Genomic DNA, 23,222 nt, shown 5'->3' with positions numbered 1-23,222 from the left:
CTCAGTCCTTTCCGGCCGGCGCAGCCACGGGCGCGGGCTTCATACGCACCGGCATGCCGTCGGCAAGGCCCTGCGCCCCCGCCACCACCACCTGCTCGCCAGCGCTGATGCCATCAAGCACCAGCCACTGGTTGCCGACCGCGCGGGCGGTGCGGAAGGTACGCAGCCGCGCCTTGCCCTCCTTGTCGACCAGCCAGGCCTGCGCCTCGCCCTTGGCACTGCGGTCCACCGCCGACTGCGGTACCAGCAGCGCCTGCTGCTGCGTGCCCTGGCCCACCTGCGCGCGCACGTACATGCCCGGCAACAGCTGTCCCTCGGGGTTGGGGAACTGCGCGCGCAGGGTGATGCTGCCGGTCTCCTGCTGCACATCGATGTCGGCAAATTCCAGCGTGCCCGGCAGCGGGTAGTCGGTGCCATCGGACAGGCGCAGCCGCACCGGCGCGCTGTTGGCCTGCACGCCCCCCTCGGCAATGGCGCGACGCAGCGCCAGGTACTCGTTGCTGGACTGGGTGATGTCCACGTTCATCGGGTCGACCTGCTGGATCCGCGCCAGCGGATCGGCCTGGGCGGATGTCACCAGCGCCCCCGGGGTGAACAGCGCACGCCCGATGCGACCGGCAATCGGTGCGGTGACCGTGGCAAAACCCAGCCGCGTACTGGCGGTATCGCGCGCTGCCTGCGCAGCCTGCACGGCCGCAGCCGCCTGCTGGCCACTGGCGATGGCATCGTCCACGTCCTGGCGCGCGGCCAGCTGGTCCTTGCCCAGCGCCTGCATCCGCTGCGCCCGCAGGCGAGCGGTCACGGCGGCCGCTTCGGCGGTCTTCAGGTTGGCCTGCGCCTCGTTCAGGGCGGCCTGGTACAGCGCCGGCTCGATCTGGAACAGGGGCTGCCCGGCCTTCACCAGCTGCCCCTGCTCGAACAGGCGCTTCACCAGCACCCCGTCCACCTGCGGGCGTACATCCGATTCCTGCGAGGCAATGGTGCGTCCCGGCAGTTCCTGCTGCAGCGCCAGCGTCTGGTTCTGCAGCGTCAGCACGGTCACTTCCGGCGTCGCCTTGCCCGGTTTGGGCGCGTCCTTGCCGCAGCCGGCCAGCAGGGTAGCCAGGACAAGCACCAGCAGCGGCCGGCGCCAGCCCGCGGCAGGCAGGGAGAAGTACGGAAGGGTCATCGGCAGCAGGTTCCACGCGCGGGGGGAGCGTTCGGCGCCGAATATAGAAGACAGCGCGCTGCGATCCAGCGAAAAACGCATGAAACATTTTTCATTTGCAGTGCACGCCTACGGTTGCGAGGATGCGCAGGTCCCAATCTGCAAAGTGGCCCATGCCGCGCGTACTCACCATCGAGGACGACCTTGTCACCGCGGAGGAAATCGCCACCGAGCTGCGCAGCCACGGCTTCGAGGTGGATCTGGCCAGCGACGGCAGCAGTGGCCTGGCGCTGGCACGTTCAGGCGACTACGCGGTGATTACTCTGGACCGCATGCTGCCCGGCATCGACGGGCTGGCCCTGGTCACCACGCTGCGCCATGAAGGCATCGCCACGCCGGTGTTGATGATCAGTGCGCTGTCGGACGTGGATGAACGCGTGCGTGGCCTGCGTGCAGGTGGCGACGACTACCTGACCAAGCCGTTCGCCTCCGATGAAATGGCCGCGCGCGTGGAAGTGCTGATCCGGCGCCAGGGCCAGGCCGCTGCCAGCGACAAGGTGCTGCGCGCTGGCGACCTGGAACTGGACCTGATGAGCCGCTCGGTGCGCCGTGGCGGCCAGGAGATCAACCTGCTGCCGACCGAGTTCAAGCTGCTGGAATTCCTGGTCCGCAATGCCGGCCAGGTGGTCACCCGCACCATGTTGTTCCAGGAAGTCTGGGGCTACCACTTCGACCCGGGCACCAACCTGATCGACGTGCATATCGGCCGGGTGCGCAAACGCATCGAACAACCCGGCCGGCCGCAGCCGATCTTGACCGTACGTGGAACCGGTTATGTCTTCGACGCGCAATCCTGACCATTGGCGCTCATCCAGCAGCCGCCTGCTGGGCCTGTACTGCATCCTGTTCGTGGCCTGGTCCAGCCTGCTGCTGGGCGTGATGTACTGGCGCATCTCGGACTACCTGAACGACCTGACCGAATCGGGCCTGCAGCAGCGCGCCCATCTGTTCATGAGTTTCGACGGCCCGGCGCTGGATGACGCGCTGCGCGACAGCCAGCGCTTCGACCTGCACCAGGTGTATACGTACGGGCTGTTCGACAAGGCCGGCGTGGCGATGGCGGGCCCGCTGACGGCCATCCCCGAAGGACTGCCGCTGGATGGCAACTCGCATCAGGTAGCGGGTTGGACGCTGGTTGATGGCCGCCACGAGAGCGGTGGCAGCGCGCTCGGCGTGGTGACCCGGGATGGCCGGACACTGGTGTTCGTGCGCCAGAACGGCAAGCTGATGGCGGTCAACAGCATCATCCTCGATGCATTGCTGTGGGGCGTGTCATTGACCGTCATCCCCGGGCTGGTGGGCTGGCATCTGCTGCGCCGGCGCCCACTGAAGCGGATCCAGCAGATCGAAGCGGCCACCAACCGCATCATTGCCGGCGACCTCGGGCAACGCCTGCCGGTATCCAACCGACGCGATGAGATCGATCGGCTGTCGAGCATCGTCAATGCCATGCTGGAACGCATCGAACAGCTGATGACCGAGGTCAAAGGCGTGTGCGACAGCATCGCGCATGACCTGCGCACACCGCTCACGCGCCTGCGTGCACACCTCTACCGCATGCGCGTGGGCCTGGACGAGCACGACCCGCATGCGGACCCGCTGGACAAGGCGCTGGCGGAGACCGACATGCTGATGGCGCGCTTCGCCGCCCTGCTGCGCGTGTCCGAGCTGGAAAGCCACCAGCGCCGTTCGGCCTTTGACGAGGTCGACATCGCCGACCTGCTGCAGGAGCTGCACCAGTTCTACCTGCCGTTGGCCGAAGAGAAGCAACAGGATCTGCAGCTGCAGGTGGCGCCGCAGATCGGCATGCTGCGCGGCGACCGCGAACTGCTGTTCGAAGCGGTGGCCAACCTGCTGTCCAACGCCCTGCAGTTCACGCCTGCGCACGGGCGCATCCTGCTGCGCGCGGTGGACGACCACGGCGCGCCCCGGATCGATGTGATCGACAACGGGCCGGGCATCCCGCCGCAGGACCGCACCTTGATCTACCAGCGCTTCTTCCGCGGCAGCAGCAGTGCCGGGCAAGGGCCCGGCTTTGGCCTGGGGCTGTCGATCGTGGCCGCCATTGCCGGGCTGCACGGCTTCCGTGTCCGCGCCGGCAGCGCGCCCGGCGGCGGCGCCTGGATGAGCATCCGCGGCGCCGCAGACGGCCTGCCCTGAAGCGGGCTCATCACCGCCAAGTGCATTTGGGAATCATTTGTATTTGGGAGCGAGCATCCGGATAATCCGCCGTCACCGCCCTCCCCGGATTCCCCACGATGCCCGCCCTGACGTCGCGCCGCCCGCTGCTGTACACGCTGTTCCTGCCCACCCTGCTGGCGTCGGCCATCGCCCAGGCCCAGGACGGCACTGCGGCCCGGACCCTGGACAAGGTGACCGTGGTGGCCGAGCGCGCCAGCACCGCGACCAAGACCGACACCGCCCTGACCGAGACGCCGCAGGCGATCAGCGTGGTCACCCAGCAGCTGTTCACCGATCGCGGCGCACACAACCTGCAGGAAGTGCTGCGCTACAGCGCCGGTGTCACCGCTGAAGCCTGGGGCCTGGACACCCGCAATGACGCCAGTTCGGTACGCGGCCTGGACCCGGTGCAGTACCAGGACGGCCTGCGCCGCAGCTACGGCTTCAGCCCGCTGGCACGCCCGGAGGTATACGGCCTGGAACGGGTGGAAGTGCTGCGCGGCCCGTCATCGGTGCTGTACGGAGCGGGTGCCACCGGCGGCATCATCAACGCGATGAGCAAGCGTCCGACCTTCGGCGCCGCCAGCGGTGACGTCGGCCTGCAGCTGGGCAGCTTCGATCGACGGCAGCTGCAGGGCGACATCGGCGGTGCGCTGAATGACGACGCCACGATTGCCGGGCGTTTGGTCGGTCTGGTCCGCGAATCGAACATGCAGACCGATGTCCTCAAGGACGACCGCGTGTATCTGGCACCCTCGATCAGCTGGCGCGGTGAACGCAGTACGTTGACCCTGCTGGCCAGCTACCAGCACGACAAGACCGGCTCCAGCCAGCAGTTCCTGCCGCTGGCCGCCACCCTGCACGCAGCGCCCGGTCGCCGCCTGGATCCGACCACCTTCATCGGCGATGCCGGTTTCGACCGCATCGATTCGCGCGTGTACAGCCTGACCGCCCTGTTCGATCATCGCTTCAACGATGCGGTCAGCCTGCGCTCGGCGATGCGCTACATCGACGGCAAGACCACCCTGCAGCAGTTGTATGTGGACAGCTACAGCAACCCGGAAAACCCCTTCATCGATGCCGACCGGCGCGTGGTCAACCGCACCGCCTACGGCACGCAGCCGGACATCCAGGTGATCAGCGCCGACAACGCGGTGCAGTTCGACTTCGCCACGGGCGCCTTCCAGCACCTGCTGCTGGCCGGCGTGGACTACAGCCAGTACAAGGAGCAGCTGCAGCGGCTGGATGCCACCGGCACGCCCATCGACGTCTACGCACCGGTATCGACCGCCCCGACGGTACGTGGCTGGGAGCGCCAGCCGGACCAGGAGTCTTCCCAGCTGGGCGTGTATGTGCAGGACCAGATCCGCTGGGCTGATCGCGTGTCGCTGGTGCTGGGTGCGCGTCGCGACCATGCTCGTTCGAAGACCGAAGGCCAGCCCAGCCAGACCGACGATGCCACCACCTACCGCGCCGGCCTGATCGGCGACGTCGGCGGCGGCGTATCGCCGTACCTGAGCTACAGCGAATCGTTCCTGCCGGTGTCCGGCCAGGATCTGTTCGGCAATGCCTTCAAGCCGATGCGCGGACGCCAGGCCGAAGGTGGCATCAAGTGGCAGCCGGCCCGCAACATGCTGTTGACCCTGGCCGCCTACCGCATCACCGAGACCAACCGCCAGACCAACGATCCGGACAACGTGCTGAACGTGGTCCAGACCGGCCAGATCCGTTCCAAGGGCGTGGAGCTGGAGGGCCAGTTCCAGTTCGCCAACGACCTTACGGTCACTGCGGCTTACGCGCGCAACGAAGCCGAAGTCAGCCGCAGCAACTTCGCACTGGAAGTGGGCGAACGCCTGAACGACACCCCGCAGGACCTAGCCTCGGCCTGGGTATCCAAGGGCTTCCAGCTGGATGACGCCGCACGGATGAAACTCGGCCTGGGTGTCCGCCATGTCGGCAACACGGTGTCGCTGGGCAACGGCGGCCGCGTCATCACCCCCAGCTACACCCTGGCCGATGCGCTGGTGGAAGTGCAGGTGACCAACTGGACCTGGGCCTTGAACATCACCAACCTCACCGACAAGCGTTACTACGCGCCGTGCCGCACCTTCGGCGATTGTTTCGCCGGCTACCCGCGCGTGGTCACCGGCACCATCAGCTATCGGTTCTGAGCACGGCAACGGCCAACGACCGCCGCAGCAGCACAGCCAGCACCCCATTGCTGGCGTGCTGGCCACACGTTACGCAGGTGCGCAGATGCACCGCCCGCCGCCGCTCCCCATGCACGACGCGCATTGCCACCCCCGAGGCAAGCGCCATCAGCGCATTCGTGGCTGACCACGAACAGGCGGCGGGCGATGCGGGTTGGCGTACAGGACAACTCTGGGACTGACCGGCGGATCATTGTGATCCCCACACATCGCCCACCACGGACAGCAGGTCACGAGATCCGCAGGCGCCATCCGTGCGCCTGCCGATCACGTGCCAGAGTTGATTATGGGACGCCAATCCCAGCCGGCCGATGATGGCCGACGGGGACATGCTGATTGCTGTCGCCGGGGTGGTATGCAGGGGTTGTCCGCGCCCGCGCCTCAGGCTTGCCGCAGGTGCGATTTCCAAGGGCAGAACTGCAGGCAGAGTCACACTCCGCAGGCATACTCACCGCGGATCAGCGTGCCGCCACTGCACGCAGCACAGATGCTCAGCTGGCAATCACGACACTACCGGTTGCGCTGCCATCGCCAGGAAATTCTGCAGCACCGGCGCAGGCGATTCCGGGCGCATGCAGAACTGCAACTCGAACGCAGCGTTGCCGCCATCCAGTGGTCGATAGACGATTTCTTCGGGACGGAACCCGGCCATGCTGGCCGGCACGATCGCTACGCCCGCTTCCACGGCCACCAGCGACAGCACTGCGTGCATGCCCTGCGCTTCCTGCACGACCCGTGGCGTGAAGCCGGCAGCAGTACACAGGCCCAGCACCTGCGCGTGGAAGCCGATGCCTTCGGCCGACGGCCATGAAACGAACGGCTCGTCCACCAGCGCGGCGACATCCAGCCGTAGCCGTGCGGCCAACCGATGTGCGCGCGGCAGGGCAATGGCCAGTCGATCATGGTCGAACGCCTGCAGATGCAGCTCTGCGGAAATGATCGGCGGAATCAGGATGCCCAGGTCGATGCGTCCCTCGCGCAGCCACTGTTGCTGCTGCCGCGAGGTGGCTTCGTGCAGATGCAGCTGCACCTGCGCAAACGCATGGCGGAACTGGCGGATCAGTGCCGGCAGGCGCCCATAGAGTGCGCTGCCGACGTAGCCGACACGCAGGCTGCCGGTCTGCCCTGCCGCCGCTTCCCGCGTGCGCTGCAGCGCCTGTTCGGCGTGCTGCAGGGTTGCACGCGCCTCCACCAGCAGCGTCTGCCCCGCTGCGGTCAGGCCCAGCGTGCGGTTGCCGCGTACGATCAGCCCGGTACCCACCTCGTCTTCCAGGCGCCGCATCGCCGCCGTCAATGGCGGCTGCGACATGTGCAGGCGTGCAGCAGCACGATGGAAGTGCAGTTCTTCGGCCACCGCCACGAACTGGCGGAGCAGGCGCAGATCGATCATTTCATCGCAGGCAGGTGGAGACCTGCCTAGGGTACGCGTTCAACCGCGTGCGTCGACACTCGGCCGTGCAATGACCGGCCACTGCAGGGCCACCGATTCGATGCTGTCCGCTGCCACCGCACGCAGGTCGCGCGGATAGGCCACGTGTTCGGCTTCCTGCAATCGCAGTGCATGGAACTGGCCGTTGCTGGCCCGCAGGGTCCAGCCACCCTGCCGGCACCGCGTAGAGGCAAGGAAGGCGACCCCAGGTGCCACTGCCTCTGGATGCAGTTCATCCGGTTCCCCGTCGATGCCCCACATGCGGGTCTTGGCCACCGGCGACACCGCGTTGACGACGATGCCGTGCTCGGCGCCTTCCAGGGCCAGCACATTGACCAGCCCCTGCGCAGCCAGCTTGGCCATCGCGTAGCCGCACAGGCCGCGCTGCGCATACTGCGGGTACAGCGCGCGATCGGAGGTGGTCAGCACGATGCGGCCGCCGCCGGCAGCACGCATCGCAGGCCATGCCGCCTGTGCCAGCCACAGCGGTGTCTTCGCCGCCAGGCACAGCATCTGCTCCAGCGCATCGTCTTCCACCACTTCAATACCGGCGTAGGCCACCCAGCCGGCGTTGTGGATGATGAAGTCCAGGCGACCATGCCGCTGCAGGATGTCCTGCACGAGCGCGTGGCAACCACTGCGCTGGTTGATGGGGCCGCTGGCGGCTTCGACCGGCAGGCCCTGGGCATGCAGTGCTGCCACCGCCTGGGCGATGCGCTGCGGATCGGTACCCGTGCCGTCCGTCGCGGCGCCCACGTCATGCATCACCACGTGCGCGCCACGCTGGGCCAGCAGGCGGCTGTAGGCCAGGCCGAGGCCACCGGCGGCACCGGTTACCAGGCCCACCTGGCCTTCGAACGAGATACTGGAATTGGGTTTCATCGGCACAGCTTCAACCAAGCGCGCCGGCCCCGGCCAATACTGTTGGCGGCACGCCACGATACGCCGACGCTATCGCGCGTCATCGGCTGAAGCGGCGGGCACCGGCCACGCAGATCACCGCTGCCACGGTCATCAGCAACATACCGGCGCTGACGGTCTCGTGCAGCAGCAGCGCCGCCAGCGCCAGGCCGAAGAACGGCTGCAGCAGCTGCAGCTGGCCGACCGCAGCGATACCGCCCTGGGCCAGGCCGCGATACCAGAACAGGAAACCGACCAGCATGCTGAACACCGCCACGTACCCCAGCGCCCACCAGGCCGACGCGGCCACCGCCGTGAACGAGGCCGGGCGCATCGCCACCATCAGCGGCAGCATCACCGGCAATGCCAGCAGCAATGCCCAGCTGATTACCTGCCAGCCACCCAGATGCCGGGCCAGGCGGCCGCCCTCGGCATAGCCAAGTCCGCACACCACGATCGCTGCCAGCATCAACAGGTCGGCCTGCAGTGAGGCTTCGATGCCGTTGCGCGCGGCGTAGCCGACCACACAGGCGCTGCCCAGCAGCGAGAACACCCAGAACGCCGGGCGTGGCCGGTCACCGCCGCGCAGGACGCCGAATACCGCCGTGCTCAGCGGCAACAGCCCAAGGAACACGATGGTGTGTGCCGAGGAGGCGTGGCGCAGGGCAAGCGCGGTCAGCAACGGGAAGCCCACCACCACGCCCAGGCTGACCAGCACCAGACCGGGCAGATCGCTTCTGACCGGGCGGGGCTGGCGCAATGCCAGCAGCAGCACCAGCCCCAGCAACGCGGCGATGCTGGCGCGTGCGGCGGTGACGAAGCTGGCGTCCAGCTCCATCACTGCCAGGCGGGTGGCCGGCAACGAGCCGGCGAAGATCACCACACCGATGAAGCCATTGATCCACCCGCTTGCCGACCGTTCCACACCCTGCTCCAGAAATGCCGGGCAATGGCCGGCCGTGCCCGTCATTGGGCCACCGGGCACGGGCGATACACAGCTACAATCCAGTACAGTCACAAGTAACTGTACTGCCCACAATCCCCTTACAGTCACGCGCATGTCCCGACCGCCCAGCCGCATCGACAGCGTCATCCACGCCGTCCGCTCCCGCATCAGTTCGCGCCTGGATGGCCCGGGCAGCCGCCTGCCCTCGGTGCGCGCGCAGGCCACGGCGATGGGCGTTTCCGTGTCCACCGTGGTCGAGGCCTACGAACGCTTGGCCGCCGAAGGCGTGATCGCCGCGCGCGCCGGCTCCGGCTTCTACGTGGCTGGCCCGGCGGCACCACTGGCGCTGGCGGAAATGGAACCGCGGCTGGATCGCGCGGTGGACCCGCTGTGGGTATCACGGCAATCGCTGGAAACCCCGCCGGGACACCTCAAGCCTGGCTGCGGCTGGATGCCCAGCGACTGGCTGTACCACGATGGCCTGCGCCGCGGCCTGCGCCGCATGGCCCGCGCCGACTCCGCGCAGCTGGTGGACTATGCAGGACCGCTGGGCCTGCCGGCATTGCGGCAGACACTGCAGCGACGCGCTGCCACGCTGGGCATCGACGCGTCGATGGAGCAGTTGCTGCTGGCCGAATCGGGGACGCACGCGGTCGACCTGATCTGCCGCTTCCTGCTGAAGCCCGGTGACTGCGTGCTGGTCGACGACCCGAGCTATTTCAATTACCACGCGATGTTGAAGGCCCATCAGGTGCAGGCCATCGGCATACCGTACACGCACACTGGGCCGGACCTGCAGGTGTTTGCCAGCGCGCTGCAGGAACACGCGCCACGCCTGTACATCACCAACGCCGGGCTGCACAACCCGACCGGCGCGGTGCTGTCGGCGACCACGGCACACCGCCTGCTGGGCCTGGCCGAACACAGCGAACTGATCATCATCGAAGATGACATCTTCGCCGACTTCGAGCTGCGCCCGGCGCCGCGGCTGACGGCGCTGGATGGATTGTCGCGGGTGATCCATGTCGGCAGTTTCTCAAAGACCATTTCCGCGGCATCCCGCTGCGGCTACATCGCCGCGCGCCCGGACTGGATCGAGGCACTGACCGATCTGAAGCTGGCCACCAGCTTCGGCGGTGGGCACCTGGCTGCGCACCTGATGCAGATCGCACTGACCGACAGTGGCTACCGCCGCCACATGCAGGCGGTGCGCACGCGCCTGGCCGATGCGCGCAAGCACACGCTGCGGCAGGTGCAGAAGCTCGGCATCACGCCATGGCTGCAACCCGATGCAGGGCTGTTCCTGTGGTGCCGGCTGCCCGATGGTCGTGATGCATCGGCGGTGGCCAGGCAGTGCCTGCGCGAAGGCGTGGTGGTGGCGCCGGGCAATGCCTTCAGCCAGTCGCAGCGGGCTGCCGACTACGTGCGCTTCAATGTGTCGCAGTGCCAGGACCCGAAGATCTGGCAGGTGCTTGGGAAGGCGTTGCAGCAGCACAGCTGAAGCATCCGAGTGCGTTATCCTGCCAGCCATCCAGGCAAGGAGCGCCCGCATGCGTCGATGGATCGGCATCACCTTGGTCTGCGGGCTGGCCAGTGGTTGCGTCACGTTCGGGCCACCCGACGGCTCGCTGCAGATCGCTGGCTATGCGCCCACGGATGGCAACTGCCAACTGCAGATCACCGCGCCGGGGGCGTCCAACACGGAAGCCGAGCCGGTACAGGGCTATTTTCAACGGCACTTGATGGTTCATTCCAGCAGGCCCGGTCGCGTCGCCCTGCTTTGCAATGGCAGGCTGCAGGCCGAACGCATCTTCCGCTATGGCCGCGACGTGGGGTTCGGCGAGGTTCTGCCGCTTCTTGTTTTCGAACGCAGCGCGCTGGATCTGGGCGGCAGCACGCCGGTCGTACGCATGCGCGCCTTCCAGTCCGACTTCCTGGAATGGAACAAGGCCTCGCTTGCATGGGTAGCAGAGCATGGCCCATCGCGCGGCCAGGCGTTGGCCGATGCCTCGTACGCGAAGCTGGTGGAGCACTATGCCCTGCCGGGCACCTCTCGCACTGTCATGCGCCGGCCCAGCGTCGAGTCAGCGCATGATCCGGAATTGAAACAGGTCCTGGCCGTGCAGATCCTCGGCGACGCAGCGTCCATACGTACCGCGCAACAGCGCCGCTCCAGCGTCCGCATCCATGAGTACCGGCTGCAGCGTGTACACGATGACTGGCGATTGACCGGCCTGTATCGCCTGGAAGCAGACGGGATGAAGCCCGCGCCCTGAAAACCCCGGGCTCAATGGGCGAGGTAGGTCTCTGCCGGGATGTCCAGAAGCTCCGGACCCGAAAGCGCGGCGCCCTGCAGATCGGCGCCGGCATTCAAGGCGTTGTCGATCGCATTGAGCGACGAACTGCGCTGGCAGATCGCCCGGAATGCGGCGCGTGGACCTTCGTGGTACATGACGAGGGCGCGCTGGAGACCGGCAGCGAATACAGGCTCACGGTCGAGCGGCAGTTCATGCAGGTCGCCCTGTGCGTCGGAGGCGGTGAAGGTACCGGGCAGCTGCACGCCCAGTTCCATATGACCGATCAGGGCCATGGCGAAGGCTTCAGGCAACCACACCAGCAGGCGGCGCATCTGCCAGTGTTCGCTGCCGAGCGCGAGCAGCGCCCGCTCGGTCTGCTCCTCATCCACGCCCTCCCGTCCCAGCATTGTCAGCGCCAGTTCGAAGGCTTCCGCCGATGGCATCGCGGGGCTGCGAGGGTCCATTCCCGATCTCTTGAATGCATGCAGGCGCAGACCTTAAGCAAAGGCGGGCCACTGTGCAATCGACACTTGCCGAGCACGGTAAAGTGGATGTTCGCCATTGCCGCAGGAATCCTTCCGATGTCCTTCTCCGATCCCCACGCCGTGGCCCGCTACGCGGAGGGCCCACTACGGCAGGTACCCGGTTTCCTCGGACTGCAGCAGATGAGCCACCTGCTGCTGGCCGAACACGTACCCGATGATGGCCAGGTGCTGGTGCTCGGCGCAGGCGGCGGTCTGGAGCTCAAGGCCTTCGCAGAAGCGCACCCGCAATGGCGGATGCTCGGCGTCGATCCTGCCGCGCCAATGCTCGCGCTGGCCGAACAGACCCTGGGGCCGTTGATGGCCCAGGTGACGCTGCTGGAAGGCTACATCGACGATGCCCCGCGCACCGTCTTCGACGGCGCCACCTGCCTGCTGACCCTGCACTTCCTCACCGTTGAACAGCGCCTGCACACCCTGCGCGAACTGCGGCAACGGCTGCGCGCAGGTGCGCCGTTGGTGGTGGCCCACCACAGCGTGCCGCAGGACGCGGCAGGCAAGCATCGCTGGCTGCAGCGCTACGCCGCGTTCGCCGAGGCTTCCGGCATTCCACGTGCCGATACACAGCGCGCAGCCGAGGCGATCGCCGAGCGCCTGCCGCTGCTCTCACCCGAACAGGAAGTGGCGCTGCTGCAGGAGGCCGGCTTCGAGAACGTGGAACTGTTCTACGCCGGCTTCAGCTTCAAGGGCTGGGTGGCACATGCGCCGGCCACACCGGTGTAGCGCCGCGACGCACGCTCATGGCACCACGGTGATGCCGATCCGCTGCATCAGCAGCGCGACCTGCTGCACATCGAGCGTGGCGCCACGCAGGTTGGTGCTGCGCAGGTCCAATTCGCCCAGTTCGGAGTTGGTCAGGTCGCAATCGGTGAAGTTGGCGGAATTCCAGTCGACGCCATCGAACTGGCCGCCGGACAGGTCCGACCCTGCAAAACTGGCGCCGCTCACGTTGGCACCGTCCCAGCGGTTCTCCCACAGCTCGCACTTCTCCAGCGTCACCCGCGAAAAGTTGGCATAGCGCAGGTTGCTCTTCTTGATGAAGGCACTGCAGAACCAGCTGCGCGTGGTGATCTGGTTCATGAAACTGGCGTTGCTGAAATCGGCACCCTGTGCGCGGCATTCGCTGATTTCCAGCCCCAGCGCCTTGATGAAGTTGAAATTGCACATGCTGATGTCGCACTGGCAGAAGCTGGCTTCCTTCAACGTGGCACCACTGAAACGGCACCCGGTGCGCGTGTCGGCATCGTAGAAAACGCAGTTCACGAACTCGGTGGCGGTGAGGTCAGCGCCGGAGAAATCGCATTCCAGGAACTGCTGGTCGACCACCTTCTGGCCGGTGAACTGATCGGCGCCGATGCGCAGCTTATGGTGAACAGTGGAGGGCATGCAGGGTTCCGTGCCGGGTGCCTTGCCATGATGCCGCGCTGGAAAGGCGATGGACAGCACCAACTCGCGCGCGATTCACCAGCGCTGCAGCCGCAGTGTGTACAGGCGTCCCTACGAGCCGCCACCAACGCCAGATACTGCACATTAACGCACAGACAACCTGGTAGAGCGCATCGGCCGGCAGAGGGCGATCTTGACCGGTGCGCTGCTGGCCTGCGCCGGCGTGCTGGTGCTCACCCTGGTCACGCCATGGCAGGTGTCGTTGGTCGGCTATGTGCTGGCCGGCCTGGGCTGCGCCACCATCGCACCGGCGCTGTTCTCGCTGGCTGGCGGCCAGAACCGGATGCCGCGGGCGATCGCCATCACCGCCGTGTCCACCCTCGGCTTTGCCGGCATTCTTGCCGGCCCGGCGCTGATCGGTTTCGCCGCCAATCACTTCGGCCTCATCGCCGCCTTTGTCGGTGTGGCGATGGCGCTGTTGCTGGTGGCGGTGTCGACGCGCTGGCTGCGGGCGTGATGCGCATGGCGGCGCTTGTGCCGGAATGTCATGCGCAACCGCCGGTAGCCGATGACGGTTGCCGTTGCACATAACGCGGTGCCTGCCAGGCTGAGCAGCAGCAGCACGACCAGCCGCGCACTGTGCTGCCGCAGCATTGCCGGCAAGTCCCAGCTGTGCAGGAAGGAGAACAGCCAGCGACCTGCGCGCTCGCGCGTGCCCAGCGTCAACAGCGGATCGCCGGTAGCCAGGTCGACATAGACGCGGGTTGCCTCAGCGTCACCGAAATCAGCCATCGCCACCGGAAAGCGACGTACCGCGGCGCCGTTCATCGCCTCTGCAGCGCGTGGGTAGAAGTAGGCATCGGGCGCCTGCAGAATGGTGAATCCGCGCAGCCGCGCGTCGGACATCGCCGCGACCCTGCCCCGCAACCATTCTGCACCGAACGCAGTGGACACCTGCAGTGCGTCGCCCCGCTCCCTGACCACGCGCGAATCGGCATTGCCATCGAGCACCACCGCGAAAAGTTCACCCCCGATGCGTCGCCACTGGATCTCGACCGGCACGAACAGCGGCGTGTGCACTGCAGCCAATAGCGCAGCCGGCTGCGCAATGACACCTGTATCCACCGGCACCACGCCCTGATAGCGCGCAACGTCAAGCGAGGCACGAGAGCTGCTGAACACTCCCAGCGGATTCATCGACATCAATCCACTGAAGATCCAGGTGAACACGAATGCGCTCGCCATCAAGCCGATCAGGTGATGCCAGCGCATCCACGGCTCCTGGTACGGCGTCTTCGACCCGGACCGGTACTGCCCGCGAAACCGCCAGCGCCAGATGCCGACCACGATCCCGCTGATTGCGGCCACCGTGCACAGCGCCGACAGCACGATCACCGTCCAGGTCCATACCGGGTCCACCGACTGCATGCGCAGGAAGTACAGCCAGTGCAACCACGCACCCACATAGTTCCAGCGCTGCTGCAGACGCGGCGCATCCAGCACGACTTCGCCGGTACGCGAGGACACATAGACATCACCGGGCTGTGCGCCGCCGACGCCGACGCGATACAGCGGTCGATGCGGATCCAGCGCGCGCGAATGCGTCCAGCGGTCTTCATCCAGCGGCATGGCGCCAACGAAGGCAGGGCCGCCGGCGAACTGCGAGGCGGAAACCTCGGCCAACTGCGCCGATACCGGCGGCAATGCCTGTCCGGTAAGAACCGACCACGCGCCCGCGTTCGCGCCGGAGCGCGCCACGTAGGCGGGCTCGCCACGCAGCGTCGTCAACACGACCCGCTCAGGCGCCTGTCGAACGGCTTCCGGCAACACGGAAAGTGCCTGCCAACCGCGCGCGTCGGCCAATGCGGGCAGCGCGGCCAACCGCTCCGCTGGCGTCAGCTTCGGGTAGCCGACGAACAGCATCACCATGCCGCTGACGAACCACAGCAGCATCAGCAGGCACCCGCCGATGCCCAGCCAGCGATGCGTCAGGTAGGTCCAGCGTTTGGCGGTGGATCGCAACGACATGGCCTGCGTCCTCAGAAGCGATGGTCGAGGCTGAACTCGACGCGCCGGTCTGCGCCCAGCAGCCACTGCGTGCTGGTGTAGTACGCCGTGGCGTAGTACGCCTTGTCGAACACGTTGAACACGCGCGCGGTCAGCCGTGTGCGCGGCGCGGCCTGCCAGGTCAGGGCCAGGTCGGTGGTGGCGTAACCCGGAAGCTGCAGCGTGTTGGCGTTGTCGGCATAGCGTTTGCCCACGTAACGCACGCCACTGGCCACGCTCCAGTCGGGCTGGAACTGCCAGCTCAACCAGACGTTGGCCAGGCGCTCGGCCACGTTCGGCGGCACGTTGCCATCCCGCGAGACGATCACCGCCGGCGTGCCGGTGGCTTCCAGGAAGTCCTCGAACCCGGCCTTGAGCACGGTCGCGTTGGCATCCAGCGACCACTGCGGGGCGAAGTTCCAGTTCAACGAAGCTTCGATTCCCTTTGAGGTCTGTGCCCCCACCTGCACCCGACGGTCGGGCTGCAACGGGTCACGGCTGAGCAGGCCGGTCTTGCGGATGCGATAGGCCGCCAGCGTCCACTCGCCTCCGTCAAAGGCCTGCTTCATGCCAACCTCGACCTGCTTGCCCGTGGCCAGATCAAACACGCCATTGGCCGGGCTGATCATCAACAGGCCACTGACCGGGTCGGCCGCCTGCGAGTACTGCGCATAGAGGGTCAATGTTGGTTGCACCGCGAAGACCGTGCCCGCGCGCCAGCCGGTGCTGTTGTAGGTCCTGGAGAACGCACGCTCGCCACTGATCAGGTCGTTGCGGTCGATCGTGGCGCGATCGTGGCGCAAGCCAGCGAGCACCGACCAGCGCTCGCTCAGTTCCAGCCGGTCTTCCACGAACAACGCGACCTGTTCGGCGCTGTTGCGGTAGCGCGGCAGGTTGGGAGCATCGCTGCTGAACCCACCGGGCACCGGGTTGAAGGGATCCACCGGCCCCGAGCTGCCCGCATAGGTGTTGTTGGTGTGCTTGAAATGCGCACGGTTGGCATCGAAGCCGACAGCGAAGCTGTTCGGCAGCCCACCTGCATTGCCCAGCAGGCGCAGCGTGGAGGTCAGTCCGGTCTGGTCCTGGTTGTGGGTGATCTGGGTGTTGCCGGAGCGGTCGATCAGGCCCGTGCGCCCGTTGTAGACATAGGCCTCGGCGTTGCGCCAGTCACGCTGGCTGTCGATCTGGTAGACGCGCGTGCGCCATTCCACGTTGTCGTTCGGCGTCCAGGCCGCATCGAGCTGGGTCCAGCGGTCGCGGAAACGGATCACGCTGTCGGCCACGTTGTAGTTCTCGTGGCGCAGCGCGTCCAGCTGCCGCCCATCGATCAATGGCGTACCGAAGTAGTGCATCGGCTTCCGGTAGCCCTGCGCATGGGTCAGCGTGAACTGCAGGTCCGTCCGTGGCTGCCATAGCAGCGCAGCAGAGAACGTGGCATCGCCGTTCTGGCCGCGATCGACCCACCCGCTGCTGTAGTTGCCGCTGACATCCACGCGGTAGGCCAACTCGGGCGTAAGTGCGCCACCACTGCCGAAGCCCAGGCGCGCAGTGTCCTCACTGCCCAGGGTCACGCTGACCTCATTCTCGATGGCACCGCGCGAAGGCTTCTTCGGCACGATGTTGACCACGCCGCCGATGGCGCCATCGCCGTGGATGACCGAGGCCGGCCCGCGCAACACCTCGATGCGCCCGATCGACCAGGTATCGAACGGAAAGGTGATGCCCACACCACCGTACTGGCGCAGGCCGTCGTACAGGCGCATCACCGAGGCGCCATCGGTGAAGCCACGGCTGGACAGCGCACTCAGGCCGTTGCCGGGATGGGGCATGGCACTGATCGCGCCGGCGCGGGTGATCGCGTCGTTGAGATTGGAATCGCCGCGCTGTTCCAGCTGCCCGCGTGAAATCACCGTCAGGCTGGCCGGCGTCTGCAGCACGCTCAGCCCGAGCGCCGAACCGGTATTGGCGGTGGAGGACAGCGAACCGCTGCGGGTATCGACCACGCGGACGGTATCCAGGGTTGTCGGCAGCACGGCATCTGCAGCAAGCGCAGGCGTCGCCTGAAGGAAGGATGCGCACAACGCGGGCAGCGTCGCCCAGCGCAGCGGGGCGAAGTTGGGGGTGGTTTTCATGTGTTCACGGCATGCAAGACCGCCCCGCACTGCGAGGCAGCAGAAAGAAAGGCGCACGCGGTAGTGCCGGGCCACGCCTGGCAACCCGGGAAAATCAATCAGCGCGTGCGCAAAGCGCTCAGACGGCCAGCAGCACCGGTGGCCCGCGCGCCCCCAACGTGCCGCAGATCCGCTGCGGCAACGTCTGCACCGAACCGCGCAGCGCGCGGCACACCGGTGCCAGCAGAATCATCAACAGCAGCGCCGCCACCAGCAGGGTGATCAGTCGTGCGGCAATCAGGCAGTAATCACAGTCCACGCCCATCTCGTGGTCGGCGTGTGGATCGGCCGGCGGCTTCGGTGTCGCTTCGCCATGCTGCATTGCCATCGCGTGGTGGTCGTGATGCCCTTCCATCGCGTGCTGGGTGTGTGCGGCGTGGTCCATGGCCGCCACCGGTGCGGCAGACGCAACAACGTGCCCATGTACCAGCCAGCGGCTCACCAGAGGCGCGAACAGCACCAACAGCATGGCAAGCCATGCCAGGGTCTGGAACCGGCGGTGGAGAACGGAGCGGCGCACCCAGCCATTCTACGAGCCCGGGGCCAACCTTGGACCACGATCAGGGTTGCCACCCCGGTCCTGCGACATTGTGTCGCAGGGGACGGAAGGGCGCCTGGTGTGAGCGTCCCCTTCCCTCCCCTGGCGGCAACGCTAGAACCGCGCCGGTTGCTGCACAGCGCGTTCCAGGAACATGACGCCCGCCTGCAGGCTGTTGCGGGCGTTCTCCAACCAGCGCTCCGGATCGGCTACCGCGAACCGCTCCTGTGCATCCACATCCCCGGAGTCAGCCAGGTCGGCCAACTGCAGATGGATATGGTGCTCCACCAGGCTCATCAATACGGCGAGCTCGGCCGATACCCCGGCGATGCGTTCGGTGAAGCCAGCGTCGTTGCTGTTCAGAGACATGTCCCCTGTTCCTATGCGTTGCGGTGTTGATGGATGGCTTCAAAACGCTCGGCACAGGCAGGCCCACAGAACAGTCTGGCCGGATCGTTTTCGAAGTCTTCGCTGCAGTCCGGGTTGTGACATTCCCCAGCAGGTATGAGAGAAACAACGTTGCCGGCCCGCACTGCGTGCTGGGCCAAGGCGCGTTGCAGGTAGCGCGCTTCCAGTTCCTGCGCTTCGTCGATGGTGTCCGTCATGCCAGTCGTATTTTATCGGGAGGTGGTCGCACCGATTGAGAACGTCGCGACCGTCGTGCGCGGCATCAGCACGGCATCGGACAGGCCTGCTTCATCGGGTTCGTTTTCAGACATGCGGACTCCTTGTGCATGGCGCCCGGGTTGGGCGTTGAGAGAGGGCGAAGAGCCGTATCGAACGGCAACGGCATCATCGGAAAATGCGTTCTCGCCGGCTGCGACGCATCGTCGCGATGAGGACGATCTGCGACTGTCATCGCAGATCCCTCGCTGACAAGGACGCCATGCGAGGCCGGGGATGCAAGGTGTCAAAAGGTGTTGCAAAAACAAGCCCGCTCCGACACCATGATGACGTCACCACCTTCCATCACCCACTGGCCACGTTGCGCCGGGCAGCCGCCGCATGTCCCGCGTTCAACGGGCAGCACACAGCACCCTGGCCGCAACCGGCCGCTGTGAACCGAACCACGCTTCAAGGGGACCCCGCCGAATGCATACACCGCACCCAGTGCAGGACATCGTTCCCGCATTCCTGCAGGCCATGCACGCACACGGCATCGTGCCTGATGCGCGTGGCCGAGATGCACTCAATGCGGACGGCACGCTGGTACGCTTCCACGTCGAAGGGGATCGCCGCGGCACCCGCAATGGCTGGGCCGTGCTGTTCGGCGACGACGTGCCCGCCGGCGAGTTCGGCAGTTGGCGTACCGGCCTGCGCCAGGGCTGGTGCGCGAAGTCGCCGACCTCCCTGACCGCCGCCGAACAACGCGCGATCCGGCAGCGCCAGGATGCCGCCCGCGCGGAGCGGGAAAGACAGCAGCGCGAACGCGAGGACGCGGCGGCCAAGGCGGCCAATGTCCTGTGGAACCGTGCAGTGCCTGCCGATGCCAGCCACCCGTATCTTGTGCGCAAGGGCATCCAGGCGCACGGGCTGCGCGTAGCGGCGTGGCCGGTGCGCAACAGCGATGGTCTGGTGTTCCGGCACATCGACAACGCACTGCTGGTCCCGGTGACCAATACCGCGGGCCGAATCGTCTCGCTGCAGGCGATCTTTCCACGCATGGACCTGGCGCTCGGTCGCGACAAGGACTTCCTGGCGGGCGGCCGCAAACAAGGCTGCTTCCATGTCATCGGCAAGCCGCTGTCCGGCCAGCCCATCGCCATCGCCGAGGGCTACGCCACGGCGGATTCCATCCATCAGGCGACCGGCTGGTGCGTGGTGGTGGCCTGGGACGCCGGCAACCTGGCCGCGGTCGCACGCGCATGGCGCACCGCCATGCCGGACGCAAGCCTGGTGATCTGCGCCGACAATGACCAATGGACCCGGCAACCGCTGGACAACCCCGGCGTCGCCCAGGCAACGCATGCCGCTGCGGACATCGACGCACGCGTGGTATGGCCGGAGTTCGCCGTTCTGCATGACGAGGATGACCGCCCCACCGACTTCAACGACCTGCATCTGCGCGAAGGCCTGGAGGCACTGCGTGCGCAGCTGATGCCGGCCCCTGCCGCCACCGCCGATGAAGCGGCCACGGAAGATGAGGCGCCGGCAGTGGCCGCCGCGCGCTATCTGGTGCCTGGCAACCTCTCCGCCTTCGACACCTTCACCCCGTTCCCCGACTGCAGCGCGCGTGGCCGGCCGTTGCCGACCGCGCGCAACCTGGCCGAACTGTGCCGGCGCACCGGCGTGATCGTGCGCTACAACGTCATCCGCAAGGATCTGGAAATCCTCGTTCCCGGCCTGCAGACCACCGTGGACAACGCCAAGGAGGTCGCCGCCGGCGAAGTGATGGACTGCATGCACCGCGCCGGCATGGCCGTCGCCAGCTTCGAGACCAACCTGTGCCAGGTGGCCGAGGCCAATCCGTACAACCCGGTCGCCAGCTGGATCACCTCACGGCCATGGGATGGACAATCACGCCTGCAGGCGTTCTTCGACACGGTGCAGGAAGCCCAGCCCACACGCATGGCCGATGGCCGCGTACTGAAGGAGATCCTGATGCGACGCTGGTTGATCTCCGGCGTTGCCGCCGCATTCGAGCCCGATGGCGTGGTCGCCCGCGGCGTACTGACCTTCGTGTCGAAGCAGAACCTGGGCAAGACGCGCTGGGCGCGGCAGCTGGCACCGGCCGAGCTGCAGCTGATCGCCGACGGCGTGGTGCTCGACCCCGCCAACAAGGACAGCGTCAAGCAGGTCATTTCCAAGTGGATCGTCGAGCTGGGCGAGGTAGATGCCACATTCCGCCGCACCGATATCGCCGCCTTGAAGTCATTCATCTCCCGCAGCCATGATGAAATCCGGCGGCCCTATGCGCGCACCGAATCGCGCTATGCGCGGCGCACGATCCTGTTTGCCAGTGTCAACGACGAACGCTTCCTGCGCGATGCCACCGGCAATACGCGCTGGTGGACCGTGCACGCTGTGGCGCTGGGCGAGCCTGCCCGGATCGACATGCAGCAGGTCTGGGCCGAAGCGCACGCGCTCTATTGCAACGGCGAAACCTGGCATCTGGCGAGCGATGAGCTGGACGCGCTGAACGCCACCAACAGCGAACACGAGCCGATCTCGCCGATTGCCGAACTGATCGACCGTCACTTCGACTGGTCGCTGCCTGTCGAGCAGCGGAGCGTGCCCTATCGCGCCACCGAGATCGCCATTGCAGTGGGCATCGAAAAGCCCAACCGCCGTGACGTCAACGAGGCGGCAGCCTACGTGGTCAAGCGCCATGACGTACGCACCAGGCTGATCGGCAAGGAACGGGCGAAAGTGTGGCTGATGCCACCGCGCAGCCGCAGCGTTGCCGAGCACACCGCCGGACCGTTCTGATGCCCCGGACCCACGACGGACGTGATGTCGGCAGCGGCAGCGCCGACTGGCGCCTGGACTGCGAGGCACGACACCTGCTGGGGCTGGACGGCTACCACTGCATCGATGCGCGCGGACGCAGGATGAAGATCGGGCCTCGCCGGCACCGCCAGCAGTACCTTCAGCGCGTGCAGGCAGCACGTGGCCTTGCCGAGCGCGATCGGCTGGCAGCGGCTGCGCTGCGGATATGGGACGCAGCAGCCCCGCGCCCTGGCAATGGATCACAGTAGATGAAAGGTGTTGACTAGAAGAGGCTGCAAAGGCAAGATATGGGTAACGGCCACGCCACCTTCCAGGAGCCCAGCCATGCCTCGCGCCCGCCTGCACGCCTTCGAAGGCGAACAGCTGACCGTGCAGCAGATCCATCAACGCGTACCGGTTCTATCGCAGCGAACCATCCGCGACCACCTCGCCGCCGGCCGCCGCACTTCCACGGCCATGCTGTGCTTCGACCCGATCGCCGCCGCAGCACGCGGTGGCCGCATCACCCAGCGCATCCTCCGCGCCCGCAGTATCACCGGCAGCGAGTGCTGACTGCCGCCGCGCCTGCGCCTTCCCCCAGGAGTACTTACCGCATGATCCCCGCCTCGCTCGACAGCAGCCAGCGCATGATCGCCGACACACTGGCCGCATTCCGCTGCGGTTCCGCCTTTGGCAGCGTGCCGCTGCGATCCGCCCCGTTGACGCGGCCGCCGCTGTACATCGGCATCACCGGTGCCAAGGGCGTGGGCAAGGACACCCTCGCCAACGGCCTGGCCTCGGCGCTGGCCCTGCGCTGCGACACCTTCGCGGCCCCGGTGCGGCCACGTGCCAGCGCCGAATGTCGTCGCGAGCATGTCCATCCGGAGCTCTGGGTACGCTCGTTGTTCTCGCGCCTGCCCGAAGGTGGCCTGGTTCCCGATGTCCATTCCGCTGACGAGGCCCGCGCCATCCGCCGTCAGGGTGGCGCTGTGATCCGCATCACCCGCCCCGGCCACGACAGCGTGGACCTGCATGCCGGCGGCCAGCCGCTGCCCGCCGCGCTGATCGATTTCGAGCTGCACAACGACCGCAGCGCGGCCGATCTGGTGCGCATGGCACTGGACCAGTTGATGTGCCGTGGCGTGATCTGAACGGCCTGCCGGAGCCGCCGCCGTGCGACGGGCCGGACCGTTGCTTCTTCATCCATAACGCAGGTTCCGGCCCATCATCGGCGAAAATGATGTAAGGTCGTCCCCCATCAATGACGGCACCTGCCGTCACCCTGCATCCCCAACCGCTTTCGCAAAGAGGAAATGTCATGGAGGTCGAACAGTTCACGTCGACACGCCAGAAGGCCATCGCGTTGTTCAAGTCGCAGCCCAAGGGTGGCAAGGACATCGTGAGTCTGGATGCGATCTTCATTTCGCTGTGCTCGCTGGCCAGCGCCCAGCCCGAGGCTACTGCCGCCAAGCAGGCACGTACCACCGCCCGCCCCGGCAACCAGCAGCCCCCCGCTCCGTGGTTCATCGAGACGCTGGCCGCGCTCAAGGGCAAGGGCGAGTCGATCACCGTGGCGCGCTTCCTGATGTTCGCCAACCGTTTCCCGGTCAAGCGCATGGACCAGGTCAATGCAGCCCGCTGGCTGCGTGATGCCGGCTACATTCCGCGCAAGACCGGCGGCAACCTGGTGTTCGACCTTTGACCCAGCACCACCTGCAGTCCTGAAGCCCCGGCATCGTCCGGGGCTTTTTCGTTTCAGGCACCCAAGCGCCCGGCAAGAGCATCAACACCGTGGCCGTCCTCACCTTGTACCTGCCGTCCCCTATTGCCCTGTCTCCGTTTCCAGCAGGTGAGGACAAGGAGTACGGGAGAACCAGCGAAACCACAGGCAAGGCCGGATGGCATGACAGGGCCGCATCGCAGACCTGCGCATGCAGGTA

The 23,222-nt window shown here is 66.6% G+C and carries 22 protein-coding genes and 1 pseudogene; 12 read left to right on the top strand and 11 right to left on the bottom strand.

Translation table 11 applies throughout. The features are described 5' to 3' along the window. Position 1: 1 nt before the first annotated feature. On the bottom strand, positions 2-1,168 hold the full coding sequence (locus M2299_RS04140; RefSeq protein ID WP_345782457.1) for an efflux RND transporter periplasmic adaptor subunit: 1,167 nt from the start codon (positions 1,166-1,168) through the stop codon (positions 2-4). A gap of 152 nt (positions 1,169-1,320) precedes the next feature. On the opposite strand from M2299_RS04140, the gene M2299_RS04135 reads away from it, so the two are divergent. The 3 genes from M2299_RS04135 (at position 1,321) to M2299_RS04125 (ending at position 5,559) form a co-directional block, all read left to right on the top strand. Then, positions 1,321-2,004 (top strand): response regulator transcription factor, encoded by a 684-nt coding sequence (locus M2299_RS04135; RefSeq protein ID WP_025874050.1) that lies wholly within the window; start codon positions 1,321-1,323, stop codon positions 2,002-2,004. After that, the gene (locus M2299_RS04130; protein ID WP_218788817.1) at positions 1,982-3,367 is read left to right on the top strand and encodes a HAMP domain-containing sensor histidine kinase; all 1,386 of its coding nucleotides are present in this window, start codon (positions 1,982-1,984) and stop codon (positions 3,365-3,367) included. Before M2299_RS04135 ends, M2299_RS04130 begins: the two co-directional genes overlap by 23 nt. 98 nt (positions 3,368-3,465) lie before the next feature. Then, complete coding sequence (locus tag M2299_RS04125) at positions 3,466-5,559, top strand: TonB-dependent siderophore receptor (protein WP_280883929.1); 2,094 nt, start codon at positions 3,466-3,468, stop codon at positions 5,557-5,559. Between the two features lie 541 nt (positions 5,560-6,100). On the opposite strand, the gene M2299_RS04120 is transcribed toward M2299_RS04125, so the two are convergent. The 3 genes from M2299_RS04120 to M2299_RS04110 form a co-directional block, all read right to left on the bottom strand. Further along, a complete protein-coding gene (locus tag M2299_RS04120; protein ID WP_099783056.1) occupies positions 6,101-6,988 on the bottom strand; it encodes a LysR family transcriptional regulator in 888 nt (295 codons plus the stop codon). A 39-nt stretch (positions 6,989-7,027) separates the two neighbouring features. After that, positions 7,028-7,909 carry an SDR family oxidoreductase gene (locus M2299_RS04115; RefSeq protein WP_049467249.1) on the bottom strand — a complete coding sequence of 294 codons (882 nt, stop codon included), beginning with the start codon at positions 7,907-7,909 and terminating at the stop codon, positions 7,028-7,030. A gap of 79 nt (positions 7,910-7,988) precedes the next feature. Further along, entirely contained in the window at positions 7,989-8,852 is an 864-nt protein-coding gene (locus M2299_RS04110; protein ID WP_280883928.1) for a DMT family transporter, read from the bottom strand. Positions 8,853-8,985: 133 nt separating this feature from the next. On the opposite strand from M2299_RS04110, the gene M2299_RS04105 reads away from it, so the two are divergent. Both M2299_RS04105 and M2299_RS04100 read left to right on the top strand, forming a co-directional pair. Next, a complete protein-coding gene (locus tag M2299_RS04105; RefSeq protein ID WP_280883927.1) occupies positions 8,986-10,374 on the top strand; it encodes a PLP-dependent aminotransferase family protein in 1,389 nt (462 codons plus the stop codon). A 73-nt stretch (positions 10,375-10,447) separates the two neighbouring features. Next, positions 10,448-11,149 carry a hypothetical protein gene (locus tag M2299_RS04100; RefSeq protein WP_280883926.1) on the top strand — a complete coding sequence of 234 codons (702 nt, stop codon included), beginning with the start codon at positions 10,448-10,450 and terminating at the stop codon, positions 11,147-11,149. A gap of 11 nt (positions 11,150-11,160) precedes the next feature. Here M2299_RS04100 and M2299_RS04095 read toward each other — a convergent pair whose 3' ends face one another. Then, positions 11,161-11,634, bottom strand: coding sequence for a hypothetical protein (locus M2299_RS04095; protein ID WP_280883925.1), 474 nt, complete (start codon positions 11,632-11,634; stop codon positions 11,161-11,163). A gap of 117 nt (positions 11,635-11,751) precedes the next feature. Here M2299_RS04095 and M2299_RS04090 point away from each other — a divergent pair, with 117 nt between their 5' ends. Further along, positions 11,752-12,435: a class I SAM-dependent methyltransferase gene (locus tag M2299_RS04090; RefSeq protein ID WP_100435895.1), complete on the top strand. Its 684-nt coding sequence runs from the start codon at positions 11,752-11,754 to the stop codon at positions 12,433-12,435. A 15-nt stretch (positions 12,436-12,450) separates the two neighbouring features. Here the strand turns inward: M2299_RS04090 and smqnr are convergent, their stop codons facing one another. Then, positions 12,451-13,098, bottom strand: coding sequence for a SmQnr family pentapeptide repeat protein (gene smqnr, locus M2299_RS04085; protein WP_025874060.1), 648 nt, complete (start codon positions 13,096-13,098; stop codon positions 12,451-12,453). A 154-nt stretch (positions 13,099-13,252) separates the two neighbouring features. Here smqnr and M2299_RS04080 point away from each other — a divergent pair. Beyond that, positions 13,253-13,615, top strand: a pseudogene (locus M2299_RS04080) (MFS transporter); the annotation flags it as partial. On the opposite strand, the gene M2299_RS04075 reads toward M2299_RS04080, so the two are convergent. From M2299_RS04075 to M2299_RS04055, 5 genes are all read right to left on the bottom strand, one after another. After that, complete coding sequence (locus tag M2299_RS04075; protein WP_280883923.1) at positions 13,531-15,126, bottom strand: PepSY-associated TM helix domain-containing protein; 1,596 nt, start codon at positions 15,124-15,126, stop codon at positions 13,531-13,533. The pseudogene M2299_RS04080 and the gene M2299_RS04075 overlap by 85 nt on opposite strands. An 11-nt stretch (positions 15,127-15,137) precedes the next feature. Continuing rightward, positions 15,138-17,276 (bottom strand): TonB-dependent receptor, encoded by a 2,139-nt coding sequence (locus M2299_RS04070; protein WP_280883922.1) that lies wholly within the window; start codon positions 17,274-17,276, stop codon positions 15,138-15,140. A gap of 118 nt (positions 17,277-17,394) precedes the next feature. Beyond that, entirely contained in the window at positions 17,395-17,784 is a 390-nt protein-coding gene (locus M2299_RS04065; protein WP_099842022.1) for a DUF2946 family protein, read from the bottom strand. 183 nt (positions 17,785-17,967) lie between these two features. Further along, complete coding sequence (locus M2299_RS04060; protein WP_089239227.1) at positions 17,968-18,222, bottom strand: hypothetical protein; 255 nt, start codon at positions 18,220-18,222, stop codon at positions 17,968-17,970. An 11-nt stretch (positions 18,223-18,233) separates the two neighbouring features. Beyond that, positions 18,234-18,458 (bottom strand): hypothetical protein, encoded by a 225-nt coding sequence (locus M2299_RS04055; protein ID WP_280883921.1) that lies wholly within the window; start codon positions 18,456-18,458, stop codon positions 18,234-18,236. A gap of 487 nt (positions 18,459-18,945) precedes the next feature. Between M2299_RS04055 and M2299_RS04050 the strand changes: the two genes are divergently transcribed. The 5 genes from M2299_RS04050 (at position 18,946) to M2299_RS04030 (ending at position 22,984) form a co-directional block, all read left to right on the top strand. Then, on the top strand, positions 18,946-21,282 hold the full coding sequence (locus tag M2299_RS04050; RefSeq protein WP_280883920.1) for a VapE domain-containing protein: 2,337 nt from the start codon (positions 18,946-18,948) through the stop codon (positions 21,280-21,282). Then, complete coding sequence (locus tag M2299_RS04045; RefSeq protein ID WP_280883919.1) at positions 21,282-21,551, top strand: hypothetical protein; 270 nt, start codon at positions 21,282-21,284, stop codon at positions 21,549-21,551. Before M2299_RS04050 ends, M2299_RS04045 begins: the two co-directional genes overlap by 1 nt. Before the next feature lie 76 nt (positions 21,552-21,627). Further along, on the top strand, positions 21,628-21,855 hold the full coding sequence (locus tag M2299_RS04040) for a hypothetical protein (protein ID WP_099842018.1): 228 nt from the start codon (positions 21,628-21,630) through the stop codon (positions 21,853-21,855). Positions 21,856-21,896: 41 nt separating this feature from the next. Beyond that, positions 21,897-22,433, top strand: coding sequence for a hypothetical protein (locus M2299_RS04035; protein ID WP_099842017.1), 537 nt, complete (start codon positions 21,897-21,899; stop codon positions 22,431-22,433). 167 nt (positions 22,434-22,600) lie between these two features. Next, positions 22,601-22,984 carry a hypothetical protein gene (locus M2299_RS04030; protein ID WP_223484784.1) on the top strand — a complete coding sequence of 128 codons (384 nt, stop codon included), beginning with the start codon at positions 22,601-22,603 and terminating at the stop codon, positions 22,982-22,984. Positions 22,985-23,222: the final 238 nt, after the last annotated feature.

The organism is Stenotrophomonas sp. 1278 (assembly GCF_029892765.1).
GTDB lineage: Bacteria > Pseudomonadota > Gammaproteobacteria > Xanthomonadales > Xanthomonadaceae > Stenotrophomonas > Stenotrophomonas indicatrix.
The sequence above is the reverse complement of the archived record's forward strand: the minus strand, read 5'-3'. Positions and strand labels throughout refer to the sequence as shown.